We start from the raw sequence: 20,806 nt of genomic DNA, 5'->3' as shown, positions 1-20,806 counted from the left end.
TTGTGTTCAGTTTTCAAAGAACTTTTAACGCGCTGTTCATCAGCGACTTTTATAATATATCATCTTTAAAAGTCTATGTCAACAACTTTTAAAAAGTGATTTATTTTTTTCATGTGCTGTAATAGCGACCTACTTAATATACCAAGTTTAAGGTTCGCAGTCAACCCTAAATTTTTATCGAATGTTTGGCCATAACATTTTTATTATTACACCTCGACAATTCCAAGTACAAAAGATAAGACATAATAAAAAAAGGATACCAGACTTTTAAATCCGGTATCCACTCTTTTATTAAGCTAAGAAGATAAAATATAAGATAAAGATAATGAACAAACCGTACATGATAGGATGTATTTCTTTTGCTCTTCCTTTAACCATCATAGTGATTGGGTAAAAGATAAAGCCAATCGCAATACCAGTTGCAATACTTGAAGTTAAAGGCATTGTTAGGATTGTTAAGAATGCCGGAACAGCAATCTCGAACTTTTTCCATTCAATATCGCCTAATGTTGCAACCATTAATACCCCAACAATAATTAATGCTGGTGATGTAACGGCTGGCGTTACAACTCCTAATAATGGAGAGAAGAATAAGGCTAGTAAGAAAAATAATGCTGTCACAACTGAAGCAAATCCTGATCTTGCACCTGCAGCAACACCTGCTGTTGACTCAACGTAAGAAGTTGTTGAAGATGTTCCTAAGATTGCTCCGATTACTGTACCAGTTGAATCTGATACTAACGCTCTTCCCGCACGAGGAAGTTTATTGTTTTTCATGATACCCGCTTGATTCGCTACCCCAACTAATGTTCCTGCTGTATCAAAGAAGTCAACGAACATTAATGTAAGAATAACAATCAGCATGTCCATTGTAAAAATATCTCCGAAGTTAGCAAATGCTGCTCCGAATGTAGGTGCTAGACTTGGTACAGAACTAACAACTTTTTCCGGTACTTCAATTAAATTAACAATCATTCCAACGATAGCTGTGATTACCATACCGATAAATACAGCACCATTTATTTTACGAACCATTAAGATTACTGTAATAACAAGACCAAAAATAGTTAATAATGTGTTTCCGTTTGATAGGTCGCCCAACGCTACTAGAGTAGCTGGATCTGCAATTACAATCCCAGCGTTTTTAAATCCTATAAATGTAATAAATAATCCGATCCCCGCTCCAACCGCTAGCTTTAGGTTTTGTGGGATAGCATCGATAATCTTTTCACGGATGCGTGTTAACGTTAGGATAACTAAAATGATACCAGATACTAATACACCTGATAAAGCTGTTTGCCATGCAATTCCCATTCCTAATACAACTGAATAAGCGAAGAATGCGTTTAGTCCCATACCAGGAGCTAAAGCAACAGGGTATTTTGCAACAAGCCCCATAATTAATGTACCAATTGCTGCTGCAAGTGCTGTTGCAACAAATACTGCGTTAGCATCCATTCTTAACTCTGATGGTAAATCAGGTATATCACTTAATGATAAAATTGATGGGTTAACGAATAAGATATAAGCCATAGATAAAAACGTTGTTAGCCCACCAATGATTTCTCGTTTGTAAGTAGTTCCAAGCTCATCGAATTGAAAGTACTTTTTCATAAATAGATTCCCTCTCCCTTTGATCCATATCGTCGTACATACGAGCTTTGATTTTGTAATAAGCGCATAAAAGCGCTCCAGATTAATATCTGAAGCGCTTGACCTTAAGGATAACGATAGAAAAGGAGAATCATAGTTAATTGACACTCTCCATTATCAGTTATACCTCGTAGTCAAGCTAATTTACGGTAGCCTGGTAGAAACTTTTGGGCCATATCCCCAAGATTATACGACGTATTTCAACAAAATCTGATTTCGATTTTATTATATGACAATGTACCTAGAGAGTCAACCTAAAAACGAACATTATTTTAAATTTATTTTATATTGTTCGTGTATTATTCCCACTCAATTGTTGCTGGTGGCTTGCTTGTAATATCATACACAACTCTGTTTACATGATTTACTTCATTTACAATTCTTGTTGAAATGACTTCAAGTACGTCCCATGGGATACGAGCCCAGTCTGATGTCATTCCATCAATTGAAGTCACGGCACGAATACCAATTGTGTAGTCATAAGTTCTTGCATCACCCATTACACCAACACTTCGGATATCAGGAAGGACAGTGAAGTATTGCCAAATTTCACGTTCTAATCCTGCTTTTCGAATTTCTTCTCGTAAGATGTAATCTGATTCACGAACAATCTCCAGTTTATCATCGGATATCTCACCTAAAACACGAATGCCTAGACCAGGTCCTGGGAATGGTTGGCGCCATACGATTTCATCTGGAATACCGAGTTCCGTCCCAAGTGCACGTACCTCATCCTTAAATAAAGCATTAAGTGGTTCAATTAATTTGAACTGCATATCTTCTGGTAATCCACCAACATTGTGATGTGATTTGATTGTTTGTGCAGTAGCGGTTCCACTTTCAATAATATCTGTATAAAGAGTTCCTTGTGCTAGGAAGTCGATTCCTTCTAGCTTTGCAGCTTCATCATCAAACACATAGATAAACTCATTACCGATGATTTTACGTTTTTGTTCTGGGTCGCTTACACCTTTTAATTTACTTAAGAAGCGATCCTTAGCATCGATTTTAATGACATTCATATGGAAGCCTTCGCTAAAAGTCTTCATAACACTTTCAGCTTCTCCCTTACGAAGCAAGCCATGATCTACGAACATACATGTTAATTGGTCGCCTATTGCTTTATGAATTAAAACAGCGACAACTGAAGAATCTACTCCACCACTAAGTGCGCAAAGAACTTTTTTATCGCCAACTGTTTGACGGATTTTTTCCATTTCAATTTCAATGAAGTTTTCCATTGACCAGCTTTCTGAACATCCACAAGCTCCGAAAACAAAGTTCTTAAGAAGATCATTTCCGTATACAGAGTGGCGTACTTCTGGGTGGAACTGAACACCATATAATTTACGAGCTTCATCACTCATAGCTGAAATTGGGCAAGACGGGCTAACTGCATCAACTGTAAAGCCTTCTGGCGTTTCAACTACTAAATCTCCGTGGCTCATCCATACTACTTGTTCATTTGGGATATTTGCAAAAAGCACGGATTCGTTTTGAACAGTAATCGTTGCTTTTCCATACTCACGATTATGTGCCTTTTCTACACGGCCGCCGTAGTGTTGTGTCATGAGTTGCATTCCGTAACAGATTCCTAACACAGGAATACCTAAATCGAAAATTTTCTCATCACATCTAAATGAGTTTTCATCGTACACACTATTCGGTCCACCAGATAATATAATTCCCTTTGGTTGCATCGCTTTGATTTCTTCAACTGTCATTGTGTGAGGATGGAGTTCACTATAAACACCAAATTCACGAATTCTGCGAGTAATTAATTGATTGTATTGACTACCGAAATCTAAAACAACGATCATTTCTTGAACGTTATCCACAAAATCACCTCGTTATATTTTGTAATATACCCATCAGATATTATGCATAAAAAAAGAATTCCACCTAATAAAGGCAGAATTCTAGGTCACGTACTTAAATAGAATAACTGCCTTCATAGTCAGACCATTTACGGTGGCCCGGTAGAAACTTTCGATCCATATTATCGAGGATATACGAAGGATACTTCTATTAAAATTGTGTTTTAATTCTATCAACCAGGTACCTATTGGTCAAGATGATATCTTTTTAATTAAATTTTCCCATAATTCAACTGACTTTCCCCATTCTACAGCAGCATTATCTTTGCGGTATAGGGCACGTTCATAGTTTAACGTTAATTGCTCCATTTCATGTCCTTTATAAAACTTATCAACTTGAACAGAGTATTCCCTTAAGGTTTGCCCTTCTTTTCTCGGGAAGCCTACTCGTGACAATTGTCTTAGTAAGGCATTATAGGCTTTAAAATATGCCTCTTCATCTTTCGCATTTTTGTATAGCCAAATATAAAGATATGGGATCCATCTTTTTCGAGTCTGAAATATGAGATAACCAATCAAGGAGATGCTTAATAAGAATATCAGCACATATTTCCATGAGAACGTATCTGCTATTGTATCAAAAATGCTCGTTTCCTTCTCTTCTGACTTAGGTTTAGCAACAGTTTCTTCAACCTCTTCTTCTTCAGGGACTACCTCTGGTGCAGTTTGTGGCGTTTGACTGTTTGTATTTCCTGTCATTGATAAATCATAGGAAAATAGATTTGAGTTACTAAATCCTTTTGTTGGCTCAAATGGAACCCAACCAAATTCCGGAAAGTATACCTCAACCCAGGAGTGTGCATTATTGTTTGTAATTTCATATGAATTTAATTCCACTCGCTGCCCTTCTGTATAGCCTTTTACCCATCTTGCGGGTATGTCAACTGCACGTAATAGGACAACCATTGATGTTGAAAAGTTATCACAATAGCCTATTTTTGTATCAAACAAGAACTGATCGACATAGTCCTCATCCGCTGTTGGAATGGCCACATTTTGCGTATCATAGGCAAATCCATTGGCTGAAAAATAGCCTTCGACTGCCTTTACTTTATCGTACCGATTCGTCTGTGAGCTCGTGATTTCTACTGCAAGTTCTTTTACACGTTCAGGGAGGTCATCAGGTAATTGAGTATATCTTTCTTTAAAGCTGTTATCCTGCTCAAGTCCACCCGGTTGTTTGATTTCTTTCAAATGGTTAATATAGTATTTCGGATACTGATAATTCAGCGTGTAGCTATCCAATTTGACTTCATCATCGCCTCTTAAAGTCGAAATTTTTTCAGATAATGGGTTTACGCTAAAATAGATATCCGGAGCAGTCTCAACTGACGTTAAACCTAATGGATACACGATATGGGAATACTTTAGATCCATCTGAATCTCCGTTTTGAATTCCTCAACCTCTGTTTTTGGCTCATACCAATTCAACACAGTATTTTCAACATTAAAGGTTTCTTTGTCCGCTTGACCAGATAATTTCCAACCCTTCCCTGTGTAGGTATCCTTAGATTCAACTCGCCAGTAATGGCGTTTTTCTGTCTCAGCGGTAAACACAACTGTATCATCCGCAATAAATGGTCCACCTAGATTTTGATCATTGGCTCCATAACCAATTTTCTTTACTCCATTGATGGAGCCGTTCGTATTTTCTTGCCCATATCCCTTTAAAAATGGAACAGGGTCGGGCCACTGAGGTGATGCTTTCGGTGAAACATAACCAATAAATGTAGAAAATAAAATAAAAATGGCTAATGGTATCGCCCATTTTTTCCCGATGTTTACATGTTTAGAAAGCTCTTTATCCTTTAAACGCTCAAATTGTAAAATACCTAGCATTAAAAATCCAATAAAGACTGTTCGAATAATCGCTGCTTTTGCATCATATGGGCTAAATGTGTCAATCACCGTAATATAAATGATCGTCAATACGAAAAACAGAAGTATTCTTTTTTGATGAGTAAACCAATAATGAAGCAAATAACTCATTAACCAAAGTAAAATGAAAAAGAGAATCGTCCGAAAGATCGGCGTCATCCCCAACCAATTCGCTTGGAACATAAGACCGATGTTTTTCATAAAATCACTAATAAATATACCTAACCATGTTGAATCTAAAAAATCATATCTAAAATACAAAGAATGAATCATATAGAATATAAGTAAAATCTTAATCAATGCACTAAACACAAACGGCACTCGCAGATATAACAATAGAAAGCTGACACCAATGAAAATGACAAATCCTGCAGTTTCCTTAGTATCCGTCACAGTTTCAAGGGGTCTCAACCATTCCCAAAGCAAGAGAAAGCCAAATATATTTAATAATAGGTTTCGAACATCACGTTTTGCTGGAATTTTAGGCTTCATGATTTCCTCACCTCATTAAATACCTCGGTAAATTGTCCTTCATAAACAACTTTTGCAAATACATGATGCTTTCTAATCGCTTCAAGGACACCAAATTCTTCCTGCGTCAGCTGGGTTCCTCTATCCTTCACCACAAAAAGCTGTAAGTCTGCGTTTCGCATCGAAAACCTGCCCACTAAATGAATTGTATCCTGACTTAATTCACTTGTGACCAGCATGAAAGTTACAGGTTGGTAATTTTTTTTGATTTCTGATTCCACAATTTGCGAAAATGATAGCGGACTATTGTCTTTTACTTTCGCAAGATGGTGATAGATTACTTGTTGCTGAGATTCTCCATTTTTTAACGGGAAGATAACTTGGTCTTCTCCAATCGAGATAAATGAAACCTGTGCCCCTTTTCTTAATATTGCTTTCGTTAGTGAGGCTGTAAAGGTTACAATCTGTTCAAAATGGACCGATTCTGATCGATCCATAAATAAAACAACATCATGGCTTTGTTGCTGCTCAAATTCTTTCGTCATAATTCCGTTTCGTCTAGCCGATGCCTTCCAATCAATCCATGAGAATCGGTCACCAGGTGTATATTCTCGTACACCAATCGCAATTGCTGTATCCCGCTGTAATCTTACGTTTGAGGAAGTCATCCCCTGTTCAAAACGACTTTCCTGTTGTCGGTATACCATATCTACGTACTGTGGATATACTAAAAACTGGTCACGTACTGGCGCAACGGCTTCTTTTTCAATAAGTCCGAATAAATCGCCTGTCTTGATTCGGATCCCCTCTAAGAGATGCTCCCCCCGAGGGACTGAGTTAAACTTGTATTTGTAAGTTAACTCTCGCTTAAACCAAGGGAACAGGATAACCTTTGATTGTTTAGATTCTTCATATTTTTTCAATTGAGGTGGAAGAAGCTCCTCAACAATTAGATACATGAGTGGGAAAGGGATATTTCTTCGAATTAAGATCGTTGCTTCAAATTCCTCCCCTGCTACAAACTCACTATGACTGATGTGACGTTCCAGTTTAAAATCTTTAAGAGGATAGATTGATAGAACAAAAGAATACAATCCAAATGGGATAAAACTATAAAATAGAAACCAGCTTACGAACCCACCTTGAAACATCGCATACACAAATGTAGCTACAATTAGAAGAAAAATATTAACGAGTTTCCCCATTTCTTTAAGTTTCCGAAATAGTCTCCTCATTAACGATTCAACGACCTTTGCACTGGAATAGGTGTTCTTTCAATGATTTTCGATACTATTTTTTCAGTTGTCATTCCTTCAAATCTTGCTTCTGATTTTAATATGATTCGATGTGGAAGAACATATAACGCGAGATATTGAATGTCATCCGGTATCACAAAATCCCTTCCATGAATCAAGGCATAGGCCTGAGATGCCCGCATTAATGCAATCGACCCTCGAGGACTAGCCCCTAAATAAACGGAACTATGCTCTCTCGTTCGGCTCACTAAATCTACAATATATTCTTTAATTGTTTGGTCAACATAAACTTCTTTTGCTTCTTTTTGAAGAAAAATGAGTTCTTCAAGTGTAATTACCGCTTCTAGTTTTTCAATTGGCTTGGACTTTTCCGCCCGATTCAACACCTCAATTTCCTCAGTAACAGATGGATACCCCATTTTCATTTTTAATAGAAAACGATCGAGCTGCGCTTCTGGTAATGGGTATGTTCCTTCATATTCAATCGGGTTTTGGGTTGCCATAACAAAGAAAGGCTTTGGTAACGATCGGGTTACTCCGTCAACAGTGATACTGCTTTCTTCCATTCCCTCAAGCAGGGCCGATTGTGTCTTCGGAGAGGTTCTATTGATTTCGTCCGCAAGTACTATATGACCAATAATTGGACCCGGTCTGAACTCAAATTGGAGTTCTTTCGGATTATAGATGGACGTTCCAGTTACATCTGACGGCAATAGGTCGGGCGTAAACTGAATCCGCTTGAATTCCGCACTCACTGATTTTGCAAGAGAACGCACCATCATGGTCTTCCCGACACCTGGTACATCCTCTAATAAGACATGTCCCTCTGACAATAATGCAACCAAACTCAGTGTGGCTACATCTCTTTTTCCGATCATTACTTTTTCAATGTTTTCAATAACTGTTCCTAAAACTGGATGTAACATATCAAGCTGCGCCATTTTCCGTCCCCCTATTTACCTAGCATCTTCTTACAATATATGTATCCATTATACTATCCACCATATTATGATTTCTATGGTTAACCAACAATTCCCTTTAAAATTAGAGGTCACTATAAAAAATGACTCAGATTCATAAAATAATCTGAGTCATAGTAAGTTCGTATTCTATTAGACTAAACTTGATAAAACATGAACCCGAAGGATAATGCCTAATAGTCGAGAATCTTCGTCGACTACGGCTAGTGGGAACTTTGTCTCCAATGCTTTCGGAATTATATCTTGGATATATTCATCCTTCGATACTTTAAAAATATCATCGTGAAGCACGTCAGTAAGTGTCTTCTTTTCCTTTATTCCATCAATGCAATCGTCAATCGTAACTATTCCTTGCAGTTGTCTATGCTTGTTTACAACGAATACACTCGATATACCATTCTTCTGCATTTCTTTTACCGCAACCTGTAATCCATCTTTTAAAGAAACCATTGCGCTTGACTTAATCATAACATGCTCCGCTTGTAATACTTTAGAGCGATCAATATCCTTTATAAATTCAGAGATATAGTCATTCGCAGGAGTCTCAATAATCTCTTCTGGTGTACCAATTTGCTCAACGACGCCATCCTTCAAGACCGCAACTCGATCTCCTAGTTTAAACGCTTCATTGATATCATGTGTGATAAAGATGATTGTCTTTTGAAGCTTGTCCTGAAGTTCTAAAAGTTCGAGTTGCATTTCTCTACGGATGAGTGGATCAAGTGCACTGAAAGGTTCATCCATTAATAGAATATCTGGATCATTTGCTAACGCACGCGCCAAGCCAACACGTTGCTGCATCCCGCCAGAAAGTTCTCCTGGATATTTATCTTCATACCCTTTTAACCCAACACTTTCAATATTCTTCAAAGCAATCTCTCTACGTTCTTCTTTTGAGACATTTTTTATTTCAAGTCCATATTCAACATTTGCTAAAACAGTGCGGTGACTGAATAAGCCAAAATGTTGGAATACCATTGCAATTTTTTCCTGCCTGAACTTTTTCAACTGGGAAGAATTGTAGCGAACAACATCTTCGCCATCTACATAGATCGAACCAGCTGTAGGTTTATTTAAAAGGTTAAAACAGCGAATCAATGTAGACTTACCACTACCGGAAAGCCCCATAATGACAAAGATTTCACCTTTTTTGATGTCCATTGATGCGTTATAAACACCAACGGTATGATTTGTTTTTTCTAAAATTTCTTTTTTACTCATTCCTTTTTCGACCATTGGAATGATTGATTTTGGTTTCGAACCAAATATCTTTGAGACGTTTTCTATTTTAATTTTTGTTTCCATGATTAAGACCCCCTGTGTTTCTGGAAGGAATTCGCTACCCCTGAAGTCACGCGGTCAATAATGATGGCTAGAAACACAATACTAATTCCCGCTTCAAATCCGAGTGCCATATCTATACGGTTAATTGCGATTAGAACCTGTTCACCTAGTCCCTTTGCACCTACCATAGACGCAATAACAACCATTGCAAGTGCCATCATCGTAGTTTGGTTTACCCCTGCCATAATCGTTGGAAGTGCCTGTGGTAATTGTACCTTTGTGAGCATTTGCCATCTCGAAGAACCAAAAGATTGAGCAGATTCAATGACATCTTCATCAACATTCCGTATTGCGAGCTCAGTTAATCGAATAACTGGTGGCAATGCATAAATTAACGTCGCAAATACAGCCGAAACATTTCCTAGACTGAAGAAGAAAATAGCCGGAATCAAATAAACAAAACTTGGCATTGTTTGCATGGCATCAAGAATTGGTCTCATGATGATGGAGAACTTTTTACTAAACGCCATCCATACCCCAACTGGAATCCCGATGACTAGTGATATTACCACCGAGGTTAAGACGATGGCAATCGTGATCATCAATACATCCCAAAGTCCAAACGTTCCAATTAAGAAGATAAAGAATGCATATAAAACACCGGAAAGAGCAGATTTAAAGCGCCATCCTAAAAGGAAAATAATGATTAAGAAGAGCCACCACGGAATGAAGCTAAGAAAACTATCAATTCCATTGATTGTTTGAGAGGAGATAAGATGTATGAAATCAAAAAACCCTTCGAATGTTGTATCGATCCACTTTATAAATTTTTCAACGTATTTACCTAGAAAATCCCATCGTATATCTGGAAAACTACCCATAAACAGGTTACATGATGTAACCATTCACCTCACTTTTTTTCGACCAAAAATCCCTGAAAAATGTAGTAGTTGGCAGTTACCAACTACTACAAATTTATTACTCTAATGAACTTTTTACTTTATCTGCAATATCTTCTGGAACCCATGTAGTCCAGATATCTTCGTGTTGCTTCATCCACCAATCTGCAGCCTCTTCGGCTGAAGCATCATTCTCATTCATATAGTTAAGTGCTTCTTCGGTTAAATCGTTACTCGTTTCGTAATTTTTCAGGAACTCCACAACCTCTGGTGCTTGTTCAGGCATGTCCTTATGAACTGCTACAACAACATCGTTCGGTGGGAATGCCGTACCAAAATCTTTGTTCCATTGTTCTTCGTTATATTCTGGTTCTTCTAAAAGAGTTAGATCATATTTTGCAGTTACCCATGTTGGAGACCAATAATATCCAACCCAACCTTCACCTTTTTCATATGCATCAACAAGCGTTGCTACTGCACTTGAATCTGAACCAGGGCTAATATAGCTAAATGTTTCACCTAATCCATATGTTTCGTATTTTGCTGTCATTGTTTCGTTAACTGCCCAACCAGTAGGAGCCCCTACAATACGTCCCTTGCTTGAATCCTCTGGATCTGGGAAAACCTCAGGGTATTTTTTCAAGTCCTCAACCGTTTTTAAATCGGGAGCTAACGGCTCAATTCCTCTTTCTTCGTCCCCTTCAATGACATAAGTCGGAACATACAGCCCTTGGCTATTATCATTAAAGTTTGTAGATACTTCTTCAATATCTCCAGCATCTGTCATTTCTTTATAAAGCTCTTTGACATTATCCGTCCATACTTCCATATAGACATTAATGTCACCTTGACGTAGACCTTCTAATGTTGCAGGTGTTGAACCCACAGTCACCTCTGTTTCATATCCGTATCCCTCTTCAAGGATTCTTTGCGCTATACTGTTATGGAAGCGAATACTATCCCAACCAGCATCAGCTAGCACAATTTTGTCTAACTTTTCTGGCTCTCCATCTCCTGAAGATCCTTCACTACTACAACCAACTAAGGCTAGCAATAAAACGGTTAGTAATGTAAATAACTTTCGTTTCATAATAACTTCTCCCCTTTTTCTATTTTAAGTTTTAATTTATCAGTAAACCCATATATTTACTGAGTTTATCTCAAAAATAACCCCATAATGAATAGTCATTCATTTTCAAGCATTAACATATTCCTCCATACCTTTATAGAACAGCTTCCCTATTGAATTTTAAGATTGATTAGAATAATAGATAGGTATAATTCATTATTCTGTCCGACGAAAAATGCAGGGGAATTATAAAGGCTACATTTTTCAAGACCGTTTGAGGATATAACTTTTGAACTATTGTTCTTGAGGGAATAAGCATTTTTTTGTTTAACAGCCATTACTTTTTGGGTTACATTAAAAGTATAGAGGAATAATAAAATTCGGACAAACCTGATAATCTAGCATATCTCGTGATAAACTAGCATATTTCACTCTTTCGAAAAATTTGAGGGGGAATAGTGGTTTATCCTTCCAAGATCCTCCCAAATCCTCAAATATCCTCCGAATATGCTGAAATTTTCTGTTTTTTTGTCAAAATACACTATATGTAGTATCCTCATAGTACCTTTTTACCGTATTTAGGGAATATAACTCGATACGCCCTAATTCTCTATACACATGATTGATAAGACGAAGAAAACCAGGCCTCGTTTTTTGAGAGCCTGGTTCTAATCTTTCCTACTATTCAACTTATCTTTTTTTCTTCTGCAAGTACTTTTCATTGATTACGAGCACTTTTCCATCTTCAGCCGGTCTGTATTTTCGAAACTTAAATTTATTTTTTTCAAATATGAAATTCCCAATAGCATAAATCGGGAGGATAATGAACAAGTTAATAAGCATTTGCAGCAGCAAATTTAACTCATTCTTAAATATATAAATAGTAAATACGATATGAAACGCAAACGACACCATTAACACAATAAGCACATTACAAATATGGAACGCGATCACGCTCGTTTTTTCGCGAAACATTCGCTCTAGTTCAGCTTTGAAAAAAAGCGAAATAAACACCGATACCCCTATTGCAATAAGGGTTACTATATATGTAAAAACTAATTGCATTTCCCCTAATCCCTCGCCCTCATGTCACAATAATTTCAAGCACAAAAGATTCGATTATATACCTACATTGTAACACATCCTATATGAAAGAGGTTTCGAACAATATATAACTAACTACATATAAAATGGAGGGATTAAAGCATTTTCTTCAGAAAAAAAGCCTATAGTAGAAGAACAAATAAATGCTTCTACTATAGACTCATAATAAATTTTTTATAAAAAAGTATTGCTATCTTTATTTGTTTTATTTTACACTTATAAACGCAGTTTTGGGTTGTCTTATATTCCTATTTTCAACTTACCAGGTTAGATCGCAGGATTAGACGCCCGAAACTTCAACTTCACTTTCTTCGTCTTCATTGGCTTGTGCTTTCACATAGTCGATTGACACAATCGTTTCATCATCTTCATGTTTGATTGTACAGTTACTATATTCTTTTTTAATATCTGCTACTCGAACGGAATGTCCGATTTCAAATTCAGTAATGTCAATTTCAATAAAGTCAGGGAGATCATTCGCCTTAGCTGTTATATCTAATTCATGAACAAATTGTTTAGCAACTCCACCGACTTTCTCTCCATTCGAAGTTCCCTTTAGAATTACACTTACTCTTGTATCAATTTCTGTATTCTGATCTACCTGAAGCAAATCTACATGAATAATTTCCTTGGTTACAGGGTTACTTTGATAATCTCTTAAAATAACGTTTTTTGAAGTCCCATCAACATTTAACGAGAAAATACCATTTCTACCAACAGCCTTGATTACATTTCTTAAATCAGTGTTGTTAATCAAGATTGACTCTGTAGGAATGGCCCTTCCATAAACAACAGCAGGGATTTTCCCTTCACTCCTCAATCTTTTCAAGATCGTTTTTTTAGTTTCTTTCCTTTTTTCTGCTACTAACATACTCATTTTACTTCCACCTTTCTGATAAGCTTTAAATCTTGGACATTAGTTTTTGTATAAAAAACAGTCTAAGAAATATTAGAATTACTTATATTTCTAGTATACCTAATCCTGCATTTTATTTCATGTAATTGGCTTACTGAGTTAAGAATTGTAAATCACACATATTGTCCAACTATTAAAATCGGAATCGGAATACTTTATTAATGATCGGATACAGAAATTTAACCCCTTTTTTCGTAAGCATATCTCCTAAAATATGCGAAAAATATGCGAACGTTGAAATTAGTGCCAAACCATTTACCTTTGTATTAACTTCCAACAGATGTGACATATACCACCAATAAGCCAATGCCCAAATCGTATGCGTCGGCCCTCTGTGTGCAAACCACCCTGCTCCCCCAATGTATAAAGCAAACATAACCAACCACCACAATTCATTCGCAACTGCATAATACAGTAAGAACAAACTTAGAATGCTCATTAGAATATTTTTTAAAGTTTCCTGACCATTAAAGGAAAGTCCTAATATTACTGCACCCCACCCAAAAAGCAGAAGACTGTTTTGTTGTTTAAACCATTTATCATCTAGGAAAGACAAGTAATTTAAATCTAAAAAGAATGCAACCAAAGCCAGGGCCATTAATGTACCACCTACAAAGACTCCACCCTTTTTTATTAGTTTAGCTGTCTTAGTTACACGCTTATTTAATAGATTATTCCCGTCTAAATCAGGAGCAAGGGAAGCCACGCCAGACGCAACTAAAATCACAGGCATCATTTCAAGCGGTTGGCTAACAGACGCCACCGCTCCTATCCCTAACCCTATTGCTAAATGTGTTCGACCTTTCATGTTGTCACCTCTATGTTGTTATTTATCTTAAATTGTCAATAATATGCTCATAATTTGTAGATATTTCCCGGGAAGTTGTAGAATTTTGAAATATAGTGCTATTTATTGGGGAGAGGTCTTTATCTAATGTCTCTTGTCTCGTAATCTCATATATCGCCTGGCGATACAAATCAAAATATAGCAGACAGCCCTTTACCTGTTGAATACTATTATTAAGTCGCTGAAACTTTCAAACTGAAACATATCGTTTATTAAGTGGATCTCATATCATACATGTGGCAAATAATCGTAAGGTCTATCGCCTAGCGAAATAAAAAAAAAGAGTCCTTCAACCCTTTCTAGATTACTCTATTCAAGATGACTCATTTTCGAAATATCGAGAAGATTCCTCCCCATTTTTCTTTTGGTTTATGTATCGCTTCTTCTAAACGCTTATTAAAATCATTTTGTGAATTCCATTCTTTTTTCTGTTCATCCCGCATATTTTGGATTTCTTTTTGTAAAAGCTCAGATTTTTGTTTTTCCTGTTGTAACAATGTTTCGTAATGGTTCTTTTGTTGTTCAGTTAGTTTTTCTATTTTAGCATTCGTTTTTTGCGCTGAATTTCCAATCGTAGAACTTATAATATGATGATCTTGTTGAAGTCGGGATACCTTTGTTTTAAGCTCTACCATTTCGTTTGTCAGTTGAACATTCATTTCCCGTGTGGCTGCAAGTTCATTTGCTAGAAACATTAATACCTCTTTTATTTGATTAGGATCTTGAGGTAGACTTTCATATGTATTGGTTACCGCTATCTTTGTTTCATTGGATTCTTCTAATCTATCTTTTTGTTGTTCCACAAGTTCTTTAGCTGTATCGTCTAGAGACTTGTCTGTATCGCGTAGCGCTATAAGCACTTCGATGTCTGAATGAACAAAAATACGCCGATCGCCATCTTTTAAAAACTCATATCCATTCTGCTCTAAGATTTGGCCATACTTTCGGACAGTAGGTGTTGCAATACCCACCTTTTCTGCCACTTCCTTAGATGAGTAAGCTTGTTCATTAGGTTGTATATCGCGTCTCATATCGCACCTCCTTTCTATTAAATATGAAGGTTTTTAGAGTTATTTGCAAGTGTTATATCGCCCTGCGATACGAAATGAAAGTGAACTGAACAGCCCTATACATAAAGACACCTTTGGTTTTTTCAATCTTTCAATAGAAATTTATCCAATTCACGTACTTGATCATAAGCACTTGATAAATATTCAGGTACCAGTGTTCTCCCATATTCCCAAGCATTCTCTTCGATTTCTGCTAAAAGCTGTTCCTTCTCTTTTTCTTCACCATAAAGGAGAGTCTTTAAAACTCTTGGATTTTTTCTAAATTCTAAGTAATAACCAAGCTGACGATATAGAATTAGCTTTACAAAATTATCATCTGTTTCTTTAACTTTAAAATTAATTTTAGAGTTATATCCGTTAATTTGTAAGTAATTAAACTTTATCGTATTTGTTGTTACATTATAACTCATCGGTACTTTGAGTTTATCGCTGGATTCAACATTTATTTTTATATTGAGGTCTAGTAACGTATCTTTAATTATCTTCTCAATATGCCACATATATAGCATTTTTCTTCACCATTCCTAAAAAACATTTTAAACCGATTCTCTATTGTAAGTTGCTGACTATACGAAAGCAAATATATAACTATCACACTAATGGCATTTTTACATTATTATAAATTACATAATGTGACAAGAGTCATTTATCATGGGACGATTTACTGTCAGTCTTCGATTATTCTTCAAAATACTAAGTCTCCTATTTTTGGAAATATTATTAATGAGGTACCTAGAGGAGGATAATTATGTTGGATGAAGCTCTTGTTGTCTTTGTGAGAGTTATTATTTCTTTTTTTACTCTCTTAATTTTCACTCGAATTCTCGGGAAACAAGAAGTAGGACAATTGACTTTTTTTGATTATATTAACGGTATTACGATAGGTTCTATTGCAGCCTCATTGGCCACTGACTTATCATCAAAAGCTTGGGCACACTGGGTCGGTTTAGCCGGTTTTGCCCTGTTAACCTTTCTATTACAATTTATAACTGTAAAAAATCGCTATATAGGCAGAGTTCTTGATGGGGAGCCAACTATAGTAATCGAGAATGGCAAGATTTTAGAAAAAAATTTAGTGAAAATGCGAATTAATATTAGCGAGTTAATAATGCTTCTTCGGGATCGAGGAGTTTTTGATATTACACAGGTTGATTTAGCAATATTTGAAGTAAATGGAAAGTTATCAGTTCTACAAAAGGCAGAATACCTTCCCTTGACTCCAAAGGATTTAAACTTTCAAGGTTCTCCAAGCGGTCTATCCACAGAGGTCATTCAGGATGGTATAGTTATTGTGCAAAATTTATTACAGAGAAAAAAGGATCGGAATTGGTTATTGCAACAATTACGATTAAAAGGTATAGAAGATGTTCAACAAGTTTTTTATGCTTTAATTTTACCCAATGGTGAATTATATATTGATTTATACGAGGACCATGTTAGTAAAAAATCAGATATTGGTGACTATGAGGGACCATTTTAAAATATTTGAGGTGAAGACATTGAAAAAAGTTATATTATCTCTTATCCCTCTTCTAACATTAGTACTTTTTATTTTTATTATGAATAGTGGCTCTTTATTAAAAAAACCTTTAGGAAAAGACGATCGATTATATGAGACCGTAAACCAGATCGAAGCTGACGTAAAAGAAAAGAATTGGGATAAAGCTAGTAATAATATCAATTATGCTGAAACTGCCTGGGAAAAGATTGTTCGTAGAATTCAATTTAGTGTAGAGAAAGAATATATATTCCAGATAAATGAGACCCTCGCGAGAATAAAAGGTGGCATAGAAGTGAAAGAAGACAAAGCAATTATGGAAGAAATCTATTATTTTTATGAGCTATGGGATAAGTTAGCAAAATAACTGGGGGCCCAAAATTAACTTCGAATATAAATAACTTAGAAAAGAACTTAACGTAAGTAAAAGAAAAAAGGCTTCTCACAAGTTTAGTTAACTTATGAGAAGCCTCTTTTATATTTACCCTATGTTGGCATTGCAGTCAAAGTTATATAGAGGTGTTTATCTTGTATCTTGAGCTGACAATTATACTTTACTTTTTACTAAGCGTTTCTATTTATTGTACTTAAATATAGGTTTAATGAATCTTCTACTTCGCCCGCGACTAACTTAAAAAAGTCATCATATTCTTTGTTTGTATGTGCTTTATCTAATGCTTCATAATAAGCTATTCGATTTTCCACTTTAATAACAATTGGCGGAAAACCATCTTTCATGAGTTCTAAATTTAATAACAACCGTGATGTTCGACCATTTCCATCAATAAATGGATGAATGCCAACGAATATAGCGTGTAGCATAGCTCCACGAGCAACTGGATGTAATTTTTTTGTTTCTGCTTGTTCGTACCATGCCATCAACTGTTCCATCTCTTCTTTTATGAGGAAAGGAGCTGGAGGGATATGTTTAGCACCAGAAATAAAAACTTGTTGGTCCCGATATACACCTGCATATTCATCATCAATTCCTTTTAGTACAAGTCGATGTAGATTCTTAATATGCCATTCCGACAAAGGTTCACTCTTATGTACAATTTCCTCTACATAGTGAATCGCATCCCGATGATTAATAACTTCCAAGTGCTCACGCAGCGTTTTACCACCAACGGTAATTCCTTCTAGAACTACCTTTGTTTCGTTGATAGTTAACGTGTTTCCTTCAATCGCATTAGTATTATATGTCCATTCGAGTAATAACTTTTCACGTAAACTTTTGACTGTATATTTGGGTAATGGTCTATTAGCATCTAGAAGCGCTTTTTTTTGATTAATATGTTCGAACACCGGCTTCACCTCTCTCACTAAAACATATACTTAAATTGAGAATACCATCGTTTCTTGAATATATCTTCTAAATTTTAATCAAATAATTTATAATAGGAGAATTGTAATTTGCACCAATCGATTCCCTCATTCATGCTGTTTAATTGTTAAATTAATTATTTATATCAAACTACTAGAATAATTGAATTTGTTGGCTTTTCTTTTTGTTTTGACCATATAGACTATAACCAATATTTTTATATCCCTTTAATCTCTTTTCAAACATTTTCTGTAAAACATCCACGTTTGAATCTACATAATCAAACACCTTTACCTCATCTTTATCACGATGATCCCGGTGAAGTCGTCCTACATATTGTTGTAATGTTCCTTTCCAAGAGATTGGCATCGTTAGAAAAAGTGTATCTAATCTAGAATCGTCAAACCCTTCTCCAATAAACTTTCCTGTAGCAATTAACAATCTCTCCTCACTATCGGGTAAATTCATTAACTTATCTATCTGTTGATGCCGTTCTTTTTTCTTCATTGCTCCTGATAAAATAATAATATTTTTAGCAAATCCCTTAAAAAGCTCATGTAGTTCATTTACATGGTCTAAACGTTCCGTTAGCACTATTGGAGATCTTTTTTCCTCTAGGGCTTGTAGAACATCATTAAAAATCATATCGTTACGTTCTTTATTAGTAGATAACAAAGAGTATATAGCTTGTATATCAGTTTCATTCGTTTTCAACGATGTTTCTCTTTTAACAAGGGTTTGTTTAAACGGTCGAATATTGGCTTGCTGTCTATTATTCGTTTTATATCTTACAGGTCCACATTGCATAAATATTATCGGGTGCATCCCATCTTTCCTAACTGGAGTTGCCGTTAAGCCATACACTTTTTTTGCTCGAACAGATTTCAATACCTTTTCAAAGCTGATAGCAGAAATATGATGACATTCATCAACGATAATTTGACCATAATGGTGTATATCAGATTTTATTAAACCATTATGATTAAGTGATTGAATTGTAGATATATCTATGTTGTAGCTTGGTTTGTTCTTCCCACCACCAATTTGACCAATTTCTTTTACTGGGATATTTAAAAAAGTTGATAATCTCTCTTTCCATTGTTCAACTAATTGTGTGCGATGCACAATTATGAGTGTATTGGTTTTATTTCTACTAATCAATGCTGCAGCTGTCACTGTTTTTCCAAAGCCAGTATCTGCTGCTAATATTCCATTGTCATAATTAACCATAGAAGCAACAGCATCCGCTTGTTGGGTAGTAAGTTGACCATAAAATTTAGCATTAATGGAATTCCCAACAAATTGATTGTTTATTATTTTAAGAGTTATTTTATACTTAAAGAAAATTTCCTCCACTTTTTCTATTAGACCTCTTGGCAATATGAGCATATTATCATTTATCTGTGTACAATCAATTATTCTAGGAATTCGATGAGTCGAAAAACGTTTTGCTTGAGCTTTGAAATACTCCGGATTTCCAAATGTCCCAAGTTTATGTAATTCATTTACTACCCTACTAGGTAATAAAGTCTTTGGAATCTGAATACCATGATTTAATTCAATGGTAACTTCTGTTGGCAAGTTACTATTATCAACTTTCTCATTTACCTTAATATAGCCTTCTTCCTCTGAAAATTTTGTTACTATTTGTAAAATGTTTTTTTCAGATATCTTTTTTATCGACGAAATATACTTCCATTGATCCGCAATTTCCTGAAAAGAATCATCAACAAACACACTATTACCTTTCATTTTTGCTTGTTTCTGTAACGGCAGGGCTATTAAATTGCCAAAACCGCCTTTAGGTAGCGTGTCCTGGTTAGGGAACATTCTATCATAGGAATCCATTCCAACCTCAAAGCGTTTTTCATTTGTTTTCGATAATAGAATCTTCCCAAACTTTCTAGCCAGTGAAGCACTTATTGCCTTTTCAAAAAAGAACCAAATATGAGCCCCTTCTCCTGACCGGGAACGTTCGATATGATATGATAACCCAAAGTTTTTACAGGTTTCAGTAAATGCACATACATCATCATGCCATTGTTTTTTATCAAAGTCCACAGCCAGAAAATAACACGTATTATCTTCAAGTAACGGATATATTCCTACAGTTTTTATGCCACTTAAATGTTCGTAAATAACTTGAGGAGTTAAGGTATGAAATAATCGATGGGAGCAATTCTGACATTTGATTTTAGGTTTTCGACAAAGCTTTTTATCCCACTCGTTTTCACATACAGGTGAATAACCAGATTTACCTGTAGTTTTCGACTCCCACCTTTGAGCAAAAACATCAGACCTCCCCCGAAAAAGGTCCATAAATAGCAAAATTGCTGCTTTTTCTTTATGGGAAAAATCAGTAATTGTTTTCTTTATACTAGATGTTTGACTATAGGATGTATTACGACCTTGCGCTTTATAGAGATCCTTTTTTAATTGTATATTTTCTTTTTTTAGTCTATCAATCTCTTTTAAAGCTTGAATGAGCTGCTCTTGAATATCCATAAGGCTACTCCAATCATTAATATCTTTAACTCCAGTTTAGCCAAGAATACACTCCTTTAACAGTATAAATCTAATGAAAATATACATTAAGAGAACTGTCTTAACGTCTAAATTGATGAAAGACGTTTGCAAAGTTTAATTGAAATAAACAGAGAGTAAGGAGCCTTTGATTAAA

17 protein-coding genes and 2 riboswitches are annotated in these 20,806 nt (G+C 35.6%); of the genes, 2 read left to right on the top strand and 15 right to left on the bottom strand.

Annotation, left to right across the window (positions count from 1 at the left end):
• Positions 1 to 291 precede the first annotated feature (291 nt).
• The 13 genes from CKJ95_RS21160 to CKJ95_RS21100 all read right to left on the bottom strand — a co-directional run bounded on the left by CKJ95_RS21160 (position 292) and on the right by CKJ95_RS21100 (position 15,813).
• Positions 292 to 1,614, bottom strand: a complete 1,323-nt coding sequence (locus CKJ95_RS21160) for an NCS2 family permease (protein ID WP_099355445.1) — start codon at positions 1,612 to 1,614, stop codon at positions 292 to 294.
• A gap of 150 nt (positions 1,615 to 1,764) precedes the next feature.
• A riboswitch (purine riboswitch) is annotated at positions 1,765 to 1,867 on the bottom strand.
• 85 nt (positions 1,868 to 1,952) lie between these two features.
• A complete protein-coding gene (gene guaA / locus CKJ95_RS21155; RefSeq protein ID WP_099355449.1) occupies positions 1,953 to 3,473 on the bottom strand; it encodes a glutamine-hydrolyzing GMP synthase in 1,521 nt (506 codons plus the stop codon).
• A gap of 114 nt (positions 3,474 to 3,587) precedes the next feature.
• A riboswitch (purine riboswitch) is annotated at positions 3,588 to 3,689 on the bottom strand.
• Between the two features lie 33 nt (positions 3,690 to 3,722).
• The gene (locus tag CKJ95_RS21150; protein ID WP_099355444.1) at positions 3,723 to 5,900 is read right to left on the bottom strand and encodes a transglutaminaseTgpA domain-containing protein; all 2,178 of its coding nucleotides are present in this window, start codon (positions 5,898 to 5,900) and stop codon (positions 3,723 to 3,725) included.
• Positions 5,897 to 7,114 carry a DUF58 domain-containing protein gene (locus tag CKJ95_RS21145; protein WP_099355443.1) on the bottom strand — a complete coding sequence of 406 codons (1,218 nt, stop codon included), beginning with the start codon at positions 7,112 to 7,114 and terminating at the stop codon, positions 5,897 to 5,899. The genes CKJ95_RS21150 and CKJ95_RS21145 overlap by 4 nt, the downstream gene beginning before the upstream one ends.
• Positions 7,114 to 8,076: an AAA family ATPase gene (locus CKJ95_RS21140; protein ID WP_099355442.1), complete on the bottom strand. Its 963-nt coding sequence runs from the start codon at positions 8,074 to 8,076 to the stop codon at positions 7,114 to 7,116. Before CKJ95_RS21140 ends, CKJ95_RS21145 begins: the two co-directional genes overlap by 1 nt.
• A gap of 171 nt (positions 8,077 to 8,247) precedes the next feature.
• Complete coding sequence (locus CKJ95_RS21135) at positions 8,248 to 9,420, bottom strand: quaternary amine ABC transporter ATP-binding protein (RefSeq protein WP_099355441.1); 1,173 nt, start codon at positions 9,418 to 9,420, stop codon at positions 8,248 to 8,250.
• Positions 9,421 to 9,422: 2 nt separating this feature from the next.
• Entirely contained in the window at positions 9,423 to 10,280 is an 858-nt protein-coding gene (locus CKJ95_RS21130) for an ABC transporter permease (RefSeq protein WP_099355440.1), read from the bottom strand.
• Between the two features lie 97 nt (positions 10,281 to 10,377).
• Positions 10,378 to 11,388, bottom strand: a complete 1,011-nt coding sequence (locus CKJ95_RS21125; RefSeq protein WP_099355439.1) for an ABC transporter substrate-binding protein — start codon at positions 11,386 to 11,388, stop codon at positions 10,378 to 10,380.
• A 669-nt stretch (positions 11,389 to 12,057) separates the two neighbouring features.
• Positions 12,058 to 12,432 (bottom strand): hypothetical protein, encoded by a 375-nt coding sequence (locus tag CKJ95_RS21120; protein ID WP_099355438.1) that lies wholly within the window; start codon positions 12,430 to 12,432, stop codon positions 12,058 to 12,060.
• Between the two features lie 319 nt (positions 12,433 to 12,751).
• Positions 12,752 to 13,348: a 50S ribosomal protein L25 gene (locus CKJ95_RS21115; protein ID WP_099355437.1), complete on the bottom strand. Its 597-nt coding sequence runs from the start codon at positions 13,346 to 13,348 to the stop codon at positions 12,752 to 12,754.
• Positions 13,349 to 13,520: 172 nt separating this feature from the next.
• The gene (locus tag CKJ95_RS21110; protein ID WP_099355436.1) at positions 13,521 to 14,195 is read right to left on the bottom strand and encodes a metal-dependent hydrolase; all 675 of its coding nucleotides are present in this window, start codon (positions 14,193 to 14,195) and stop codon (positions 13,521 to 13,523) included.
• Positions 14,196 to 14,557: 362 nt separating this feature from the next.
• Positions 14,558 to 15,265: a hypothetical protein gene (locus CKJ95_RS21105; protein WP_099355435.1), complete on the bottom strand. Its 708-nt coding sequence runs from the start codon at positions 15,263 to 15,265 to the stop codon at positions 14,558 to 14,560.
• Between the two features lie 122 nt (positions 15,266 to 15,387).
• Positions 15,388 to 15,813: a hypothetical protein gene (locus tag CKJ95_RS21100; RefSeq protein ID WP_099355434.1), complete on the bottom strand. Its 426-nt coding sequence runs from the start codon at positions 15,811 to 15,813 to the stop codon at positions 15,388 to 15,390.
• A gap of 239 nt (positions 15,814 to 16,052) precedes the next feature.
• On the opposite strand from CKJ95_RS21100, the gene CKJ95_RS21095 reads away from it, so the two are divergent.
• Positions 16,053 to 16,784 carry a DUF421 domain-containing protein gene (locus CKJ95_RS21095; protein WP_218962769.1) on the top strand — a complete coding sequence of 244 codons (732 nt, stop codon included), beginning with the start codon at positions 16,053 to 16,055 and terminating at the stop codon, positions 16,782 to 16,784.
• Between the two features lie 10 nt (positions 16,785 to 16,794).
• A complete protein-coding gene (locus tag CKJ95_RS21090) occupies positions 16,795 to 17,169 on the top strand; it encodes a DUF4363 family protein (RefSeq protein WP_099355447.1) in 375 nt (124 codons plus the stop codon).
• Between the two features lie 197 nt (positions 17,170 to 17,366).
• On the opposite strand, the gene CKJ95_RS21085 is transcribed toward CKJ95_RS21090, so the two are convergent.
• Both CKJ95_RS21085 and CKJ95_RS21080 read right to left on the bottom strand, forming a co-directional pair.
• The gene (locus tag CKJ95_RS21085; RefSeq protein WP_099355433.1) at positions 17,367 to 18,107 is read right to left on the bottom strand and encodes a Fic family protein; all 741 of its coding nucleotides are present in this window, start codon (positions 18,105 to 18,107) and stop codon (positions 17,367 to 17,369) included.
• 172 nt (positions 18,108 to 18,279) lie between these two features.
• Entirely contained in the window at positions 18,280 to 20,631 is a 2,352-nt protein-coding gene (locus CKJ95_RS21080; protein ID WP_099355432.1) for a TOTE conflict system archaeo-eukaryotic primase domain-containing protein, read from the bottom strand.
• Positions 20,632 to 20,806 lie beyond the last annotated feature (175 nt).

Origin of the sequence: Fredinandcohnia onubensis, from assembly GCF_002734285.1 — a bacterium.
Classification (GTDB): domain Bacteria; phylum Bacillota; class Bacilli; order Bacillales; family Bacillaceae_L; genus Ferdinandcohnia; species Ferdinandcohnia onubensis_A.
The sequence above is the reverse complement of the archived record's forward strand: the minus strand, read 5'-3'. Positions and strand labels throughout refer to the sequence as shown.